General features: G+C 71.5%; 14 protein-coding genes. 7 read left to right on the plus strand and 7 right to left on the minus strand.

The features are described from left to right. Positions 1-216: 216 nt before the first annotated feature. The 7 genes from ABT070_RS19100 (at position 217) to ABT070_RS19130 (ending at position 7023) form a co-directional block, all read left to right on the plus strand. Positions 217-1104 carry a M24 family metallopeptidase gene (locus tag ABT070_RS19100; RefSeq protein WP_351761798.1) on the plus strand — a complete coding sequence of 296 codons (888 nt, stop codon included), beginning with the start codon at positions 217-219 and terminating at the stop codon, positions 1102-1104. Next, positions 1101-2912 carry an SDR family oxidoreductase gene (locus ABT070_RS19105; protein ID WP_351761801.1) on the plus strand — a complete coding sequence of 604 codons (1812 nt, stop codon included), beginning with the start codon at positions 1101-1103 and terminating at the stop codon, positions 2910-2912. The genes ABT070_RS19100 and ABT070_RS19105 overlap by 4 nt, the downstream gene beginning before the upstream one ends. A 76-nt stretch (positions 2913-2988) precedes the next feature. Then, positions 2989-3939, plus strand: a complete 951-nt coding sequence (locus ABT070_RS19110; RefSeq protein ID WP_351761804.1) for a MerR family transcriptional regulator — start codon at positions 2989-2991, stop codon at positions 3937-3939. A gap of 122 nt (positions 3940-4061) precedes the next feature. Beyond that, positions 4062-4625, plus strand: coding sequence for an RNA 2'-phosphotransferase (locus ABT070_RS19115; protein WP_351761807.1), 564 nt, complete (start codon positions 4062-4064; stop codon positions 4623-4625). A 50-nt stretch (positions 4626-4675) separates the two neighbouring features. Then, positions 4676-5119 carry a hypothetical protein gene (locus tag ABT070_RS19120; protein ID WP_351761810.1) on the plus strand — a complete coding sequence of 148 codons (444 nt, stop codon included), beginning with the start codon at positions 4676-4678 and terminating at the stop codon, positions 5117-5119. Positions 5120-5161: 42 nt separating this feature from the next. Further along, complete coding sequence (locus ABT070_RS19125; protein ID WP_351761813.1) at positions 5162-6064, plus strand: LLM class flavin-dependent oxidoreductase; 903 nt, start codon at positions 5162-5164, stop codon at positions 6062-6064. A gap of 71 nt (positions 6065-6135) precedes the next feature. Then, complete coding sequence (locus tag ABT070_RS19130) at positions 6136-7023, plus strand: HAD hydrolase family protein (RefSeq protein ID WP_351761816.1); 888 nt, start codon at positions 6136-6138, stop codon at positions 7021-7023. Between the two features lie 16 nt (positions 7024-7039). Here ABT070_RS19130 and ABT070_RS19135 read toward each other — a convergent pair whose 3' ends face one another. The 7 genes from ABT070_RS19135 to hisC form a co-directional block, all read right to left on the minus strand. Then, a complete protein-coding gene (locus ABT070_RS19135) occupies positions 7040-7906 on the minus strand; it encodes an AraC family transcriptional regulator (protein WP_351761819.1) in 867 nt (288 codons plus the stop codon). Between the two features lie 98 nt (positions 7907-8004). Next, on the minus strand, positions 8005-9060 hold the full coding sequence (locus ABT070_RS19140) for a murein hydrolase activator EnvC family protein (protein WP_351761822.1): 1056 nt from the start codon (positions 9058-9060) through the stop codon (positions 8005-8007). A 78-nt stretch (positions 9061-9138) separates the two neighbouring features. After that, complete coding sequence (locus tag ABT070_RS19145; RefSeq protein ID WP_351761825.1) at positions 9139-10632, minus strand: sensor histidine kinase; 1494 nt, start codon at positions 10630-10632, stop codon at positions 9139-9141. 53 nt (positions 10633-10685) lie between these two features. Then, positions 10686-14174 carry a thiol reductant ABC exporter subunit CydD gene (gene cydD / locus ABT070_RS19150; RefSeq protein ID WP_351761828.1) on the minus strand — a complete coding sequence of 1163 codons (3489 nt, stop codon included), beginning with the start codon at positions 14172-14174 and terminating at the stop codon, positions 10686-10688. Positions 14175-14267: 93 nt separating this feature from the next. Next, complete coding sequence (gene cydB / locus ABT070_RS19155) at positions 14268-15272, minus strand: cytochrome d ubiquinol oxidase subunit II (protein WP_351761831.1); 1005 nt, start codon at positions 15270-15272, stop codon at positions 14268-14270. Positions 15273-15292: 20 nt separating this feature from the next. Beyond that, positions 15293-16801 (minus strand): cytochrome ubiquinol oxidase subunit I, encoded by a 1509-nt coding sequence (locus tag ABT070_RS19160; protein WP_351761834.1) that lies wholly within the window; start codon positions 16799-16801, stop codon positions 15293-15295. Positions 16802-16967: 166 nt separating this feature from the next. Further along, positions 16968-18047, minus strand: coding sequence for a histidinol-phosphate transaminase (gene hisC / locus ABT070_RS19165; RefSeq protein ID WP_351761837.1), 1080 nt, complete (start codon positions 18045-18047; stop codon positions 16968-16970). Positions 18048-18059: the final 12 nt, after the last annotated feature.

Genomic DNA, 18059 nt, shown 5'->3' on the forward strand with positions numbered 1-18059 from the left:
AAAATCGTCAGACCTCAGAGCCGTCTTCGCCTCAGACCTCAGATGTACGGGTCCGTAGGGGATGCCATGCCTGAGAGCTACGGGGGCGCCCACGACGGGTTTTCCACAGGCTCCGGACCCGCCTATTGACGCGGCCTCTAACAACTGTCACATTCGGCGATGTCAAGTTACGGGCACGTGGCGCAGTCGACCGGGGACCGGGTGGGACGGGGTGGCATGACGACGGCACCGACGGCAGGGACACGCGAACTCTCCGCCGAGCTGCGGGGATTCAGACGGGTGCAGCGGCTGGCGTACGAATGCGCGCAGGCGGTGGCCGCCGAACTGCGACCGGGTGTGACGGAGCGCGAGGCGGCGCGGATGCAGCGGGAATGGCTGCGCGAGCGGGGCGTGCGTGACTGGTTCCACCTGCCGTTCGCCTGGTTCGGGGACCGCACGGCGTTCACCGGCTTCCGCGTCCCGTTGCAGTTCTTCCCCACCGGCCGCCGGCTGGAGCCGGGGATGCCGTTCATCCTCGACCTGGCACCGGTGTACGAGGGGTACACGGCCGACATCGGCTACTCGGGCGCGCTCGGCGCCCATCCGGTGCAGGAGAGGCTGATGGCCGACCTCGCCGCACACCGGGAGCTGATCCTGCGCGAGGTGCGCGAGCGGCGGTCGCTACGCGAGATCTACGCCGACGTGGACCGCCTCATGGTCCGCCAGGGCTACGCCAACCGGCACCGCGCTTATCCCTTCGGCGTGATCGCGCACAAGGTGGACCGGGTCGGCGAACGCCGTTTCTCACCCCGGCTGTTCGGGTTCGGCACCCAGTCCCTCAAGGGCCTGCTGTCCGACGCGCTGCACGGCCACCGGGAGGGCTGGTCGCCGCTGTGGTCGCCGTACCGCTTCTCCGACCATCCGCCGCGGCCGGGCCTGTGGGCGGTCGAGCCCCATCTCGGGTTCCGGGGCACGGGCGCGAAGTTCGAGGAGATCCTCGTCGTCACCGACTCCGAGGATCCCGAGGAGAGCGCGTTCTGGCTGGACGACGATGTGCCGCACGTCCGCCGCTGGGCGGGCAGGGAAGCGACCACGGACGAGGCAGGGAAGGCGGAGGGGAAGTGACGTTGCCAGAGGGTGCGCGTGAGCGGCGGGTGCGGACCGGCGGGATCGAACTGTGCGTGGCCGAGCTGGGGGACCCCGGTCGGCCGACGGTCGTCCTGGTGCACGGCTATCCGGACAGCAAGGAGGTGTGGTCCGAGGTCGCGTCCCGGCTGGCGGACCGCCACGGGTTCCATGTGGTGCTGTACGACGTCCGGGGGCACGGCCGCTCCGGCGCGCCGAAGCCGCTGCGGGGCGGGTTCACCCTGGAGAAGCTCACGGACGACTTCCTGGCGGTCGTGGACGCGGTCAGCCCGGACCGGCCGGTGCACCTCGTGGGGCACGACTGGGGCTCGGTGCAGTCGTGGGAGTTCGTGACCGTCGAACGCACCAGGGGCCGCATCGCCTCCTTCACCTCGATGTCCGGGCCGTCCCTCGACCACTTCGGCCACTGGATCAACAGACGCCTGACGAGGCCGACTCCGCGCCGGGTCGGCCAACTGCTCGGCCAGGGCGCCAAATCCTGGTACGTGTACCTGCTGCACACCCCCGCCCTGCCCGAACTGGCCTGGCGCGGTCCGCTCGGCAAGCGCTGGCCGGGCATCCTGCGGCGGATCGAGAAGATCCCCGCCGGCGACTACCCGACTCCGTCGCTGAGTTCGGACGCGGCGCACGGAGCCTGGCTGTACCGGGACAACGTACGGCCCCGCCTGCGCCGCCCGCGTCCGGACGCGCACGCCCACGCGCCCGTGCAGCTCATCACCCCTTCGGGGGACCGGTTCCTGTCGGAGCGGCTGTACGACGAACTGGACGAGTGGGTGCCGCGGTTGACCCGGCGCACCCTGCCGGCCGGGCACTGGATCCCGCGCACCCGACCCGACCGGCTCGCCTCCTGGATCGACGACTTCGTCCTGTCGGTCGAGAAGGAGCGGGAGGCCGAGGCGGCGGGCGGGGCCCGGGCGGACGGCGCGGCCGAGCCGGTGCGCAAGGCCGCCTGCGGCCGGTACGCCGAGCGCTTCGGCGGTCAGCTGGTGCTGGTCACCGGTGCGGCCAGCGGGATCGGGCGGGCCACGGCGTTCGCGTTCGCCGAGGCGGGTGCCCGGGTGATCGCCGTCGACCGGGACGCCGAGGGTGCGGCCCGCACCGCCGAGATGTCGCTTCTGATCGGCGCGCCCGAGGCCTGGGCGGAGGCGGTGGACGTCTCCGACGAGCAGGCGATGGAGAAGCTCGCGGCGAAGGTCCACGCGGAACACGGCGTGGTGGACGTGCTGGTGAACAACGCGGGCATCGGGCTGTCGGGCTCGTTCTTCGACACGACGCCCGAGGACTGGCGCAGGGTTCTGGACGTCAACCTGTGGGGTGTCATCCATGGCTGCCGTCTCTTCGGCCGGCAGATGGCCGAGCGCGGGCAGGGCGGCCACATCGTCAACACCGCCTCGGCGGCCGCCTACCAGCCGTCCAAGGCACTGCCCGCCTACAGCACCTCCAAGGCGGCTGTCCTGATGCTCAGCGAGTGCCTGCGCGCGGAACTGGCCGACCAGGACATCGGCGTCACCGCGATATGCCCCGGCCTGGTGAACACCAACATCACCGCCACGGCGACCTTCGTGGGAGTGGACGCGCAGGAGGAGCGGCGCCGTCAGAAACGCTCCACGCGCGTGTACGGGCTGCGCAACTACCCGCCGGAGAAGGTCGCGGACGCCATCCTGCGGGCGGTCGCGCTCAACAAGGCGATGGTTCCGGTCACCCCGGAGGCGCGGGGATCGTATGCCCTGTCGCGTTTCCTGCCCAGGGCGTTGCGGGCGCTGGCGCGGGTGGGACCGCCGGTGTGAGCCGCCGCACGGCCCCGCCGCTCCCGCCCGCGCACTCACCGTCCACCACGGCAACGGCCGAGGGGAGGAAGGCGACTTGACCACCGGACCGTCCGCCCGGCCCCCGTACCGGATAGAGACGCTCGCCCATCTCACCGGCACCACCGTCCGCACCATCCGCGCCTACCAGGACCGTGGTCTGCTCCCCCGCCCCGAGCGTCAGGGGCGGGCCAACCACTACTCCGACGCCCATCTCACCCGCCTCCACCAGATCGCCGACCTCCTCGACCGCGGCTACACCCTCGCCTCCATCAAGGAGCTCCTGGACGCCCACGACACCGGCCGTGGCCTGGGCGGTGTCCTGGGGCTGGTCGCCGAGGTCGACGGTCCGTGGACCGACGAGGAGCCCTCCCGCGTCTCCCGCGCGGACCTCGCCGCCCGCTTCGGCGGCACCGCCGACGACGGAGCGATCGCCGACGCCGTGGCGCTCGGCGTGCTGGAACCCGTCCCCGGCGACGAGGACGGGTTCCTCGTGCCCAGCCCCCAAGAGCTTTCGGTGGCGGTGGAGTTGCATGCCGCCGGGGTCCCCCTGGGCGCGATCACCGCCCATCTGCGGGAGTTGAGGGGGCAGGTCGAGCAGATCGCCGCCCGTTTCCTGGAGTTCACCACCGAGCATGTCTTCGCACGCTATCTCGGCGGACCGCACCGCCCGACCGACGCGGACGCGGCCGAGGCGGCCTCACTCGTCCGACGGCTGCGCCCGCTCGCCCGGCAGACCGTGGACGCCGAACTGGCGCGGGCCATGCGCCTGTTCGCCGGCCATCATCTGCGCCGGCACCTCGGCGCGGGCGATCCGCCGCCACCCCTGTCGGGGACGCGGACGGTGCGGGTTCCGGTGGAGACAATGCGGGCCGTGGAGACGCTCGTTGGACCGGAGCGGGCCGCGGGCTTTCTCGCGCTCGCGGCCGAACGAGAGGTGCGTGCCCGGGCCTTGGATCGTCTGGTCTCAAGTCATGGAACGTCAGATGATCTTGATGAAGAGAGCTGAGGGCGCTGTCAGTTGTCCACAGAAACGCCAACTGGCCTGTGGATAACTACAGTTGGCTGTGGACCAAACCTGCGCCCCAAAACAAAGTGCGTGATCTGTGTCTCTCGCGTCATGCTGAGCGGATGAACGAAATGGACAGGGACGAGAGACGCACCGTGAAGGTGTCGAAGTACCTCTCGAAACACCTGCGGCACCAGCCCGAGCGGATCGGCCTCACCCTCGACGAGGCCGGCTGGGTGGAGATCGACGAGCTGATCGCGGCCTGCGCCGCGCACGGCTTCCGCTTCACCCGCGACGAGCTGGACCACGTAGTCGCCGCCAACGACAAGAAGCGCTTCGCGATCGACGGCACCCGGATCCGCGCCAGCCAGGGCCACAGCGTCGAGGTCGACCTCGGACTGCCCCCTGCGACCCCGCCCGCCTACCTCTACCACGGGACCGTGAGCCGCTCCCTGGACGCGATCCGCGCCGAGGGGCTGCGGCCCATGAACCGGCACGACGTGCACCTCTCGGCCGACCGGGAGACCGCCACCCGGGTCGGAGCGCGCCGGGGCCGCCCCGTGGTCCTCGCCGTCGACGCGGGAGCCATGCACCGCGACGGCCACGTCTTCCACGTCAGTGCGAACGGGGTGTGGCTGACGAAGGCCGTACCCCAGCGATACCTGCGCTTTCCGGAACGGCACTGAGGCGCGTCCTCGGCTCCCTCGCCGCGACTTCCTTCGGCATGATCACAGGTATGGACCACCTTCCCACCACTGAGGCCGCCGTCACCGCTCTCCGGTCGATCGCCACCCAGTACGCGCTCGAGATCGAGGTCACCCACGACATCGGCGCAGATCAGACCTCCCGCCGCACCTCGGCCGGCGTGGGCGTCACCGCCGACCCGGACGGCTCGCTGCCGCACGAGGCCCACGTCGAACTCGGCGGCCGCCCGAGCGTCAGCGTGCGGCTCTACCCCGACGACGACGCCCTGATCACCGTCGAGGGCGTGGAGTGCCCCGACGTCGACCGCGACGACGTCCCCGCGTTTCTCCGCTCCCTCTACGACGGCCACGCCTGGGTGAAGAGCCGGCGCTTCCCGCCCGCCCACTTCCTGATGGTGCCGTTGCCGCAGGACCGCGTGCACAAGGAATTCATCCTGATCGGCCTCAGTCCGTGGCTGAGGGGACGCGCACGGTGACTGTTTCACGTGAAACACGGTCGTCCGCATACGCTCGATGACATGAGTCTGCGCCTGAGCACCGTGATCCTCCCGTACCTCCGTTGGCACGAGGGGGGCCGTTCCACCTGGACACGGGCCGAGCAGCTCGGCTTCCACACCGCGTACACCTACGACCACCTGTCCTGGCGCACCTTCCGCGACGACCCGTGGTTCGGGGCGATCCCGACGCTGACCGCCGCCGCGGCCGCCACCGACCGCCTGCGGCTGGGCACGCTGGTCACCTCGCCGAACTTCCGGCACCCGGTGACCCTCGCCAAGGAACTGATCTCCCTGGACGACGTCTCCGCCGGCCGGGTGACCCTGGGGATCGGCGCGGGCGGCACCGGCTTCGACGCCACCGCCCTCGGTCAGGAACCGTGGACCCCGCGCGAGCGGGCCGACCGCCTCGCCGAGTTCGTCCCGCTGCTGGACCGGTTGCTCACCGAGGACTCCGTGTCGTACGAGGGCGACCACTACTCGGCGCACGAGGCGCGCAACATCCCCGGCTGCGTCCAGCGCCCCCGGCTGCCCTTCGCGGTCGCCGCGACCGGTCCCCGCGGGCTGCGCCTCGCCGCGCGGTACGGACAGGCCTGGGTGACCACCGGTGACCCCAAGCTCTACGAGAACGGCACCCCCGAGCAGTCGGTTCAGGCCATTCGCGGCCAGGTGGAGAAGCTCACCGACGCCTGCGCCGAGATCGGACGGGACGCGCAGGAGCTGGACAAGATCCTGCTCACCGGGTTCACCCCGGACCGCGGCGGTCCGCTGGAGTCCCTGGACGCCTTCGTCGACTTCGCGGGCCGGCACCGGGAGCTCGGCTTCACGGAGATCGTGGTGCACTGGCCCGTTGCCGACTCCGTCTTCGCCACGAACGAGAAGGTCTTCGAGCAGATCGCCATGGAGGCCCCGGCGCAACTGCGCTGACCACGGCATCAGGTCATCCGCCGCCCGGCGGCGTCCCGTGTGTGCGGGCTCGCACCCGGCCGTACGGGCATATGCGCGAGAATGGCCCGGTGACCTCAGCGATTCGACAGCCCGAGACCCCGGCCGCCACCCTCCCGCCCCGGCTGATCGCCACCGATCTCGACGGCACTCTGCTGCGCGACGACAAGTCGGTGTCGCCGCGCACGGTCGCCGCCCTCGCCGCCGCCGAGGAGGCGGGCATCGAGGTCTTCTTCGTCACCGGCCGCCCTGCCCGCTGGATGGACGTCGTCAGCGAGCACGTCCACGGGCACGGCCTGGCGATCTGCGGCAACGGCGCCGCCGTGGTCGATCTGCACGGCGGCCCCGGCGCCCACCGGTTCGTGAAGGTGCGCGAACTGGCGCGCGAGAACGCGCTGGACGCCGTACGGCTGCTCCGGGAGGCGGCGCCCGGCACGATGTACGCCATCGAGCAGACGTACGGCTTCTACCAGGAGCCGGAGTACCCCAAGATGCACCTGGAGATACCCGACACCCTCGCGCCGGCCGAGCGACTGCTGGCGCCGGACGCTCCCGGGGCCGGTGAGCCGGTGCTGAAGATCCTCGCGTTCCACCCCACGCTCGACCCCGACGCCTTCCTCACCCTCGCCCGGCTGGCCATCGGCGACCGCGCCAACGTCACCCGCTCCAGCCCCAGTGCCCTGCTGGAGATCAGCGGCCCCGAGGTCTCCAAGGCCAGCACGCTCGCCCTGTGCTGCGCGGAACGCGGCATCTCCCACGAGGAGGTCGTCGCGTTCGGGGACATGCCGAACGACGTCGAGATGCTCACCTGGGCCGGCCGGTCGTACGCGATGGGCAACGCCCACCCGGACGTGCTCGCGGCGGCCTCCGGACAGACCGTCGCCAACAACGAGGACGGGGTCGCCGTCGTCATCGAACGGCTGATCGCCGAGCGGGAGTAGCTCTCCCTCGGGGACGTCAGCCCTGTTCCCGCTCCACCGGCAGCCACAGTTCGGCGTCGGCCTCGGTCCCGTCCGAAGACAGCCGGGTACGCAGGATCTCCGGGCCCGGGCGGCCGCGGTACGGGTTGGACGGGAACCACTGCGTGAACACGTCCCGCCACAGCTCCTGGATGGCCTGCGGTGCCGGCCCGGAGGTGGTGAAGACGGCCCAGGTGCCCGCCGGTACGGCCAGGGCGGACGTGCCCTCGGGGGCGGCCGCGGACGTGATCACCCCTTGGTAGTAGTCGAGTTCGGTGCCCTCGGCCCGGCTCGGATCCAGGTCGTCGCAGACCGCCACGATGCCCTGTGGTTCCTGGTCCGACAGCTCCTCCAGACGCTCCAGGACCTGCCGGTCGATCCCGCGGACGAAGTCGATGATCGCCTGGTTCGGCCCCGAGTGCACCAAGGGCACCCGGGCCTTGAGGCCGGCGACGGTGAAGGCCGGCCTGTCCACTACGCGATAGCGCATGCTGCTGCTCCCTTCGACGGTGAGGCGGAAGACCAGCCGGGGCTGGGAGACGAGCGCCGCGCCGGTACGCCGGGCCTCGCCCGGCCCGACGCCGTGCACGGCGCGGAACGCCCGCGCGAACGCCTCACCCGAGCCATAGCCGTAGCGCACCGCGATCTCCAGCAGTGAGTCCCCTCCGGCGAGCACCTCGGCGCCCGCGACGGTGAGCCGCCTGCGCCGGACGTACTCCGACAGAGGCATGCCGGCCAGCGCGGAGAACATCCGGCGCAGGTGGTACTCCGAGGTGGCCGCGCCGTGCGCCAGCGCCGTCACGTCGATCGGCTCGTCGAGGTGGCCCTCGATGTACTCCATGGCCTGGTTGAGCCGCTCCAGCACTCCGGTCTCCTTCCGCCGTTGCGATCACCACGCTAGGCGGCGGACGTCCGGCCGGACCCGACATCCTGTGCCCGATCGAGTCGGGTGCGGGGGGGGCCTCAACCGACGGGAGCTCCGCGTGCCGCCAGCCAGGGCACCGGGTCGAGCGCCGAGCCCGCGTCGGGCGTGACCCGCACCTCGAAGTGCAGGTGCGGACCGGTCGAGTTGCCCGAGGTGCCCGACTGCCCGATCCACCGCCCGGTGGTCACCCCGTCGCCCTGGTCGACGGTGACGGCGGCGAGATGGGCGTACTGCGTGTAGTAGCCGTCGGAATGCCGCACCACGACCTCGATCCCGAACGGGCCCCCGCACGACACCCGCACCACGCGGCCCGCACCGACCGCCCGCACCGGCGTCCCGATCGGCACCGCGAAGTCCTGACCGGTGTGCCGGTTCGCCCAGCGCGTGCCACCGCTGCCGAAAGCCGCGGACAGGGCGTACGTCTCGACCGGTGTGACCCAGTCGCCCACGAAGTGCGTCGCCGACTGGTCCAGTCGCACCGCACCGCGGCAGGCGCCCGCCGCCACCGACGCGTCCGCCCGCCCCTGCAACTGCCACCGCGCCTGCTCGAGTTTGTCGTCGATGTCCTTCTTCAGCCGCGCGAGCTCCAGAGCACGCCGCTCCACCGCCTGCCAGGCCTCGACGGCCTTCGCCTCGTCGGCGGCCAGCCGTGCCTCCGCCCGCCGGTTCTTACCGATCGCGTTGTCGACGGCGAGGTTCGCCTGCGAGAAGACGTGCTGCCCGCGCATCAGCTTGTCGGGGCTGCCCGCCAGGACCAGCTGCGCGACGACCGGCAGCCCGCCGCCACCGCGGTACTGGGCGCGGGCGATGCGCCCCAGGTCCTCGCGCAGCACGGCGATCTCCCGCCGCTCCCGGGTGAGGAGTTCCTCCACCCGCCGGGCCCGCCCCTGCTGCTTCTCCGCCTCGCGCCGCCCCGCCTCGTACCGCTGGGTCGCCACCGCGGCATCCTCGTACAGCCGCGCCACCTGCGCACTGATCCGGGAGTCCGAGCCCTCGCCGGGCTCCCCCTCGGCGACGGTGGGCCGGGTCGCGAGCAGCCCGGACACGCACAGCAGAACCGGAACGAGCAGAACACGACGGCGAGGTGAGCGCATGTCAGCGATCGTGACCCGGCTGCCGGGCCCCGGTCCTGTTCAAGTCGTACGCCTGGGGGACGCGCTGCCCCTGATGGCTCAGTACGGCGCCTGCCACACCACCGTCGTACCGGCGCCGTCGGCCCCGATGCCCGGGCCGTGCGCACTGTCGCCGCCGAGCGCCTCGGCACGCCGCACCAGGTTCCGCAGACCGCTGCGCCGGCCGCCGTCGGGGATGCCCACCCCGTCGTCGGCGACGGTCAGCCGCACACCCGGCCGACCGTCGGGGAGGATCGCCGTGGCGTCGACGACAACGTCGACCCGGGAGGCGCCCGCGTGCCGGAAGGCGTTGGACAGGGCTTCCCGAAGGGCCGCGACGAGGTTGCTGCCGACGAGGTCGCCGACCCGGGTGTCGACCGGCCCGACGAACCGGTGCGACGGCTTGAAGCCGAGCGGCACGGCCACCGTGTCGATCTCGCGCAGCACGCGCCTGCACAACCCGGCCGGGGCCTCGGCGGGACCCTGCTGGAGCGCGAAGACCGCCGTACGGATCTCCTGAATGGTGACGTCGAGCTCGTCGACGGCCTTGGCGACGCCCTCCCGCACCTCGGGCACGACGGACCCGCGCTGGGCGCTCTCCAGCATCAGCCCGGTCGCGAACAGCCGTTGGACCACGAGATCGTGCAGGTCACGGGCGATACGATCGCGGTCCTCGAAGACCGCGAGCCGCTCCCGGTCGCGCTGGGCCTCGGCCATCATCAGCGCAAGCGCGGCCTGTGAAACGAACCGGACGGCGAGGGCGCGCTCGTCCTCGCCGAACGGCCGCTCGCCACGGGCGCGGAGCATGACCAGGGCGCCCAGGACACGCCCGTCGTTCTGGAGGGGGAGCAGCATGATCGGCCCGTAGCCCCGCGTGGACGCCGTGAGCGTACGCGGGTCGTCGGCGGCGTCCGCCACGAACACCGCGTGTCCGTCGAGGAGTTCGCCGACGATCTCGCTGTCCGGCGGGACGACCTCGCCGAGCATCGTCGACGGCCGGTCCGCGGCCACGGCCACGATCTCCAGGCCGCCCTCGTCGGCGGGCAGCAGCACGACCCCGGCGGCCGATCCGGACAGCCGGCGGGCCTGTTCGGCGACGAGCTGGAGGGCGTCATGGGCGTCCCCGCCGGACAGCAGCGCGGTGGTGACGGCGACCGAGCCGTCGATCCACCGTTCGCGCTGCCGGGCGGCCTCGTACAGGCGGGCGTTGGCGATGGCGATGCCCGCCTCGGTGGCCAGTACCCGGACCGTGTCCACGTCCTGGTCGTCGAACGGCCGCCCGTCCCGCTTCTCCGCCAGGCAGAGGTTGCCGAGGATCTCCCCGTGGACCCGGATCGGCAGACGCAACCCGCTGTGCCCGTCGGGCCGCCGGCAGACACGGCGGGCGGTCGCCTCGTCGGCACCGTGGAAGGCGAAGTCGGCCGGACCGTCGCGGTCCGCGCCGTCGATCCCGATCACCGCGTACCGGGCCCGGGTCAGCTCCGCCGCGGTCTCACAGATCCGCTCCAGCGTGGAGTGCAGTTCCGGGGGAGCGGGAAGCGGATGCGTGGACATGCCCTGAGCCTAATAGGCGCTTTTGTGGCGGAATGTCGGACCTGGTCCGGAGGTCATCGCGCCGCCACCAACAGCTCCGTGGCCTCCTCCCGTTCGGCCATCCTCCGCAACGGTCCCTCCACGGCCGTCAGCGCCGCGTAGGGACCCCGCTGCACCACCCGTCCCCCGTCCAGCACGACCACCTCGTCGACCGCCTCGAGACCGGCCAGCCGGTGGGTGATGAGCAGGGTCGTACGGCCCTCGGTGGCGGCCAACAGGTCCCGGGTGAGAGCGTCGGCGGTCGGCAGGTCCAGATGCTCGGCCGGCTCGTCGAGCACCAGGACGGGGAAGTCGGCGAGCAACGCCCGGGCCAGCGCGAGCCGCTGCCGCTGCCCGCCGGAGAGCCGGGCACCGTGCTCGCCCACGAGCGTGTCGAGCCCGTCGGGCAGACCGTCGGCCCACTCCAGCAGCCGGGCTCGCGCCAGCGCGTCCCGCAGCTCCTCCTCGCCCGCCCCCTTCTTCGCGAGCAGGAGGTTCTCGCGGACCGAGCTGTCGAAGAGGTGCGCGTCCTGCGCGCACAGCCCGACCAGCCGGCGTACGTCGTCGCCGTCCAGGGCATGCGCGTCCACCCCGCCGAGCGTGTACGAGCCCGCTCCGGCGTCCAGGAACCGCAGCAGCACCTGCGCGAGCGTGGTCTTGCCGGACCCTGAGGGCCCGACGACGGCGATCCGGCGGCCCTGCGTCAGGGTGAGGTCGACTCCGGCGAGTGCGTCCCGGACCTGCCCGGCGTGCCGGGCGGCCAGTCCCCCGAGGACCAGCGGGAAGGGCGACGCGGGCGCCTGACGAGGCCGCTCCGGCTCACGCACGGGCTCGGGGGCGTCCAGGACCTCGAAGACCCGCTCCGCGCTCCTGCGCACCCGCTGGCGGTACTGCACGGCCAGGGGCAGCCCCAGGACGGCTTCGAAGGCGGCCAGCGGGGTGAGGACGACCACGGCCATGGTCACGCCGCTCAGCCGTCCGTCGGCGACCGCCTGGGCACCCACGAGGGCGGCGGCCGTGACGGTCAGCCCGGAGACGAGCGCGGTCAGCCCGTCGCCGAGGGCGGTGGCGGTCGCCGCGCGTGAGGCGATCCGGGTGAGCACGGAGTCGGCCGCGCGCACCCCCGCGGTACGGACGGGCAGCGCGCCCGCGACGGTCAGCTCGGCGGTGCCGGTGAGCAGGTCGGCCGTGCGGGTGGCGAGCACCCCTCGGGCGGGGGCGAGTCGGCGCTCGGCCCGGCGCGCCACGGCCCCGGTGACCAGGGGCACGCCGACCCCGGCCGTCAGCAGCCCGGCGGCGAGCACCGCCCCGGCCTCGGGCAGCAGCCACGCCGTGAAGGCGACGGACCCGGCCGAGACGACGGCCGCGGACCCGGCGGGCAGCAGCCAGCGCAGCCAGTAGTCCTGGAGGGCGTCCACATCGGCGACCAGCCGCGTCAGCAGGTCACCCCGACGGGTCGAGCGCAGCCCCGCGGGCGCCAACCGCTCCAGCCGGCGCCAGACGGCGACCCGGGTGTCGGCCAGCATCCGCAGCACGGCGTCGTGCGACACCAGCCGCTCCGCGTACCGGAACACCGCCCGCCCGATACCGAAGGTGCGGGTGGCCGTCACCGCCACCATCAGGTACAGCACCGGCGGCTGCTGCGAGGCCCGCGAGATGAGCCAGCCGGAGGTGGCCATGAGGCCCACGGCGCTGCCGAGGGCGAGGCTGCCGAGCAGCAGCGCGAGGGCCAGCCGGCCGCGTCGGGCGCCGGCCATGGCACGGACCCGGGCGAGGACGCCACGGCCGGTCACGGCGGTCCCCGTCCGGGGCTCACCGGTGACGGGCAGGGCAGCCGCCTCCTCGAGCGGGGCGGGAATGCTCTTGGGCACGGCACCGACCTGCGCGCATGTCTCGGCCTCGGCCAGCCGCACCACACGGTCGGCCACCGCCAGCAGCGCCGGCCGGTGCACGACCAGCAGGACCGTCCGCCCGGCCGCGAGGCGCCGCACCGCCGCCACCACCTCGGCCTCGGTCTCCCCGTCGAGCGCGGCCGTCGGCTCGTCCAGCAGCAGCACGGGCCGGTCCGCGAGGAACGCCCTGGCCAGCGCCAGCCGCTGCCGCTGCCCGGCGGACAGCCCGGTCCCGTCCTCGCCGAGCACCGTGTCGGCCCCCGCGGGCAGGGCCTCGACGAACTCCAGGGCCCCCGCGTCCGCCAGCGCCCGGCGTACGGCAGCGTCGTCGGCGTCGGGACGCGCCAGCCGTACGTTCTCGTCGACAGTCCCGGCGTAGAGGTGCGGACGCTGCGGCACCCACGCGACCCGGGCGCGCCACTGCTCCAGGTCGGCCGCCGCGAGGTCGACTCCCCCGGCCAGCACCCGGCCCTCGGCCGGCCGCACGAACCCCAACAGCGCGTTCAGCAGCGTCGACTTACCCGCGCCGCTCGGCCCGACCAACGCGACCGTCTCGCCGGGTTCGACGGTGAACGACACGTCCGTGACGGCGTCGGCGGAGCGCCCGGGGTAGCGGACGGTCACGCCCTCGAAGGCCACTCCGCCCTCGGCCACCGCGACCGTGCCCGACGCCGGTGCCGGCGTCTCCAGCACCTCGAAGATCTCTTCGGCGGCAGCCAGTCCCTCGGCCGCCGCGTGGTACTGCGCCCCGACCTGCCGCAGCGGGAGATACGCCTCCGGCGCGAGCACGAGAATCACCAGGCCGATGTACAGGTCCATCTCACCGTGCACGAGCCGCATGCCGATCGTCACGGCCACCAGGGCCACCGAGAGCGTCGACAGCAACTCCAGCGCGAACGACGAGATGAAGGCGATCCGCAGCGTCCGCATGGTCGCCTGCCGGTACTCGCCGGTGATGCGCCGGATCGACTCGGCCTGCGCCTTGGCCCGCCCGAACACCTTGAGCGTGGGCAGCCCGGCGACCACGTCCAGGAAGTGCCCCGACAGCCGGGACAGCAACCGCCACTGACGGTCCATCCGCGACTGCGTGGCCCAACCGATCAGCACCATGAAGACCGGGATCAGAGGCAGGGTGCCGACGATGATCGCGGCGGACACCCAGTCCTCGGTCACAATCCGCGCGAGCACCGCGATCGGTACGACCACCGCCAGTCCCAGCTGCGGCAGGTAGCGCGAGAAGTAGTCGTCGAGGGCGTCCACGCCCCGCGTGGCGAGGGCGACCAGCGAACCGGTGCGCCGGCCGCCGAGCCAGTTCGGCCCCAACGCGGTGGCCCGCTCCAGCAGTCGCCCCCGCAGCTCCGACTTCACGGCGGCGCTCGCGCGGTGCGCGGCGAGTTCGGTGAGCCAGGCCACCAGCGCCCGGCCGACCGCGACAGCCACCAACAACAGCAGGGGAGTGCGCAGTTCGGCGATGGACAGGCCGTGCTGGAAGGCTCCGACCACGGCCTCGGCGATGAGCATCGCCTGGGCGATGACCAAGGCCGCTCCGACAGCACCCAGACCGACGACCGCCACCAGGAAGAGGCGGGTGGCACGGGCGTACCGGAGGAGGCGCGGGTCGATCGGTTTCACGTGAAACACCCTCTTCTCAAAGGGCATGTTCCACGTGAAACATGCCCTTTCCTCATGGGGTGTGTTTCACGTGAAACACACCCCACAGCAGACTCAGTGCACGGTCTCGGCGATGTGCTGCGTACCGATCCGCTTGCGGAACACCCAGTACGTCCAGCCCTGATAGAGCAGCACGACCGGAGTGGCGATCCCCGCGCACCAGGTCATGATCTTCAGGGTGTACGGGCTCGACGAGGCGTTGGTCACCGTGAGGCTCCAGTTCTCGTCGAGCGAGGACGGCATGACGTTCGGAAAGAGCGTCAGGAAGAGCATCGCCACGGCGGCCACGATGGTGACGCCGGAGAGCGCGAACGACCAGCCCTCGCGTCCCGCCTGGTTGGCCACGAGCGCCGCGACCAGGGCGCCGACCGCCACGACCAGGGCGACCAGGCTCTTGGCGTCACCACTGTCGATCTGCGTCCACAGCAGGAAGACCGAAGCGAACACGGCGGTCGCGAGCCCCACCTTCAGCGCCAGCTTCCGTGCCCGTTCCCGGATGTCGCCAACGGTCTTGAGGGCCGTGAACACCGCACCGTGGAAGGTGAACAGCGTCAGGGTCACCAGACCGCCGAGCAGCGCGTGCGGGTTGAGCAGGTCCCAGACATTGCCCACGTACTCGAAGTCGCGGTCGATCTTGACACCGCCCACGATGTTGCCGAAGGCGACGCCCCACAGGAACGCGGGGAGGAGCGAGGTCCAGAAGATCGCGGTCTCCCAGTTGCGCTGCCAGTTCTCCTCGGGCCGCTTCGCCCGGTACTCGAAGGCGACGCCCCGCACGATCAGACAGACCAGGATGAGCAGCAGGGGCAGGTAGAAGCCGGAGAAGAGCGTGGCGTACCACTCGGGGAAGGCGGCGAAGGTCGCACCGCCCGCCGTGAGCAGCCACACCTCGTTGCCGTCCCAGACGGGCCCGATGGTGTTGATGAGCACCCGCCGCTCGGGCCGGTCGCGGGCGAGCAGCTTGGTGAGGATGCCGACCCCGAAGTCGAAGCCCTCCAGGAAGAAGTAGCCGGTCCACAGGACGGCGATCAGGCCGAACCAGACGTCGTGCAGTTCCATGTCTGTGCAGCTCCCTCGGCCTAGTAGGAGAAGGCCATCGGCTTGTCGGCGTCCCGGGAGTCGCCGCCGATCTTCGTGGGCGGGTTGAGGTCGGCCTCGGTGAGCTCGGGCGGGCCGGCCTTGACGTACTTCACCAGCAGCTTGACCTCGATGACGGCGAGGACCGCGTAGAGCGCCGTGAAGACGATCATCGACGTGAGGACCTCGCCCTGGGAGACCCCGGGGGAGACCGCGTCACGCGTCTGGAGGACGCCGTAGACGACCCAGGGCTGGCGGCCCATCTCGGTGAAGATCCAGCCCCACGAGTTGGCGATCAGCGGGAAGCCCAGGGTCCAGATCGCCGTCAGCCAGTAGAGCCTGGTGAGCTTGGGACCGAGCGCCTTGTTCCTGAACAGCACCACATGCGGTACCTCGTCCTCGCCGACCCTCAGGTGCTGCGGCAGCAGGAACTTCTTGCGGGTGAGCCAGAGTCCTGCCAGGCCGATCGCGAAGGACGACATGCCGAAGCCGATCATCCAGCGGAAGCCCCAGTAGGCGACAGGGATGTTGGGCCGGTAGTCGCCGGGACCGTACTTCTCCTGCTCGGCCTTGTTCACGTCGTTGATGCCGGGGACGTACGAGCTGAAGTCGTCGTTCGCGAGGAAGGACAGCAGGCCGGGGATCTCTATGGCGACCTTGTTGTGCCCCTCCTCGACGTCGCCGTAGGCGAAGACCGAGAACGGCGCGGGTGCCTCCCCGTCCCACAGGGCCTCGGCGGCGGCCATCTTCATCGGCTGCTGCTTGAACATCACCTTGCCCAGGACGTCACCGCTGACGGCGGTGAGCAGACCTGCGATGACCACGGTGACCAGGCCCAGCCGCAGCGATGTCTTCATCACCGGGATGTGCTTCTTGCGGTACAGGTGGAAGGCGGCGATGCCCACCATGAAGGCGCCACCGGTGAGGAAGGCCGCGGACATGGTGTGGAAGACCTGGCTGAGCGCGGTGTTCTGGGTCAGTACGGCCCAGAAGTCGGTGAGCTCCGCCCGCCCCTTCTCCTTGTTGATCCGGTAGCCGACGGGGTGCTGCATCCACGAGTTGGCCGCGAGGATGAAGTACGCCGACAGGATCGTGCCGATCGAGACCATCCAGATGCAGGCCAGGTGGATCTTCTTCGGCAGCTTGTCCCAGCCGAAGATCCACAGACCGATGAAGGTGGACTCGAAGAAGAAGGCGATCAGGGCCTCGAAGGCGAGCGGGGCGCCGAAGACGTCTCCGACGAAGCGCGAGTAGTCGGACCAGTTCATGCCGAACTGGAACTCCTGCACGATGCCGGTGACGACACCCATCGCGATGTTGATCAGGAAGAGCTTGCCCCAGAACTTCGTCGCCCTGAGGTACTTCTCGTTCTCCGTGCGCACCCAGGCGGTCTGCAGCCCGGCGGTGAGGGCCGCGAGGGAGATCGTCAGGGGGACGAAGAGGAAGTGGTAGACGGTGGTGATGCCGAACTGCCAGCGCGCCAGTGTCTCCGGCGCCAAAGCCAGGTCCACGTCGTCACTCCTTAGCTCACGCTCGTGGATCACGCTTGTGAAAGCGTTCACATTCACAAGCTAGTATGCCGCACCGATTTTCGATAGGCGAAGGGGGGTCCCCGCCTACCCGCGGAAACCCCCCTGTGACCCCTGCTGACCAGCCGAAACCGGCGCAGGCGGCTCGCTACAGGTCCTTGCGGAACCCTTCCGCCACCTTCAGGAAGATGTCGTTCGCCTCGTTCTCCCCGATCGTCACCCGCACGCCCTCGCCCGGGAACGGCCGCACCACGACGCCCGCCTGCTCGCACGCGGCCGCGAAGGGAACCGTCTGCTCGCCCAGCCGCAGCCACACGAAGTTGGCCTGGGTCTCGGGCACGGTCCAGCCCTGCGCGCGCAGCCCCTCGACCACCCGGAGGCGCTCGCACACCAGGGAACCGACCCGGCCGAGCAGCGCGTCCTCGGCGCGCAGCGAGGCGATCGCGGCCTCCTGCGCGAGCTGGCTCACACCGAACGGCACCGCCGTCTTGCGCAGGGCCTCCGCCACCGGCTCGTGCGCGATGGCGAAGCCGATGCGCAGGCCGGCGAGGCCGTAGGCCTTGGAGAAGGTCCGCAGGACACAGACATTGGGCCGCTTCCGGTACAGCTCCACGCCGTCCGGCACCTCGGGGTCACGGATGAACTCCCGGTACGCCTCGTCGAGCACGACCAGCACGTCACGCGGCACCCGGTCGAGGAACCGTTCCAGCTCGGCCCGCTTCACGACGGTGCCCGTGGGGTTGTTGGGGTTGCAGACGAAGATCAGCCGGGTCCGCTCGGTGATCGCGTCGGCCATCGCGTCCAGGTCGTGCACGTCCCCCGGCGTCAGCGGCACCTGCACGGCCTTCGCGCCGCTGATCTGCGTGACGATCGGGTAGGCCTCGAAGGACCGCCAGGCGTAGATCACCTCGTCGCCGGGGCCCGAGGTGGCCTGGACGAGCTGCTGGGCGACGCCGACCGAGCCGGTGCCCGTGGCCAGGTGGGAGGCGGGGACGCCGAACCGGTCGGACAGCTCGTTGATCAGAAGCGTGCAGGCCAGATCCGGGTAACGGTTGAAGGAGGCGGCCGCCGCCGTCACCGTCTCCATCACACCCGGCAGCGGCGGATAGGGGTTCTCGTTGGAGGACAGCTTGTAGGCCACGGGGCCGCCGCCCGCGGCCGGCTTGCCCGGCTTGTAGGTGGGGATCCCCTCCAGCTCGGCGCGCAGCTTGGGGCTCGTCTCGCTCACCGCAGTCCTCCT

This window comes from Streptomyces sp. NPDC002884 (assembly GCF_040295245.1).
GTDB lineage: Bacteria > Actinomycetota > Actinomycetes > Streptomycetales > Streptomycetaceae > Streptomyces.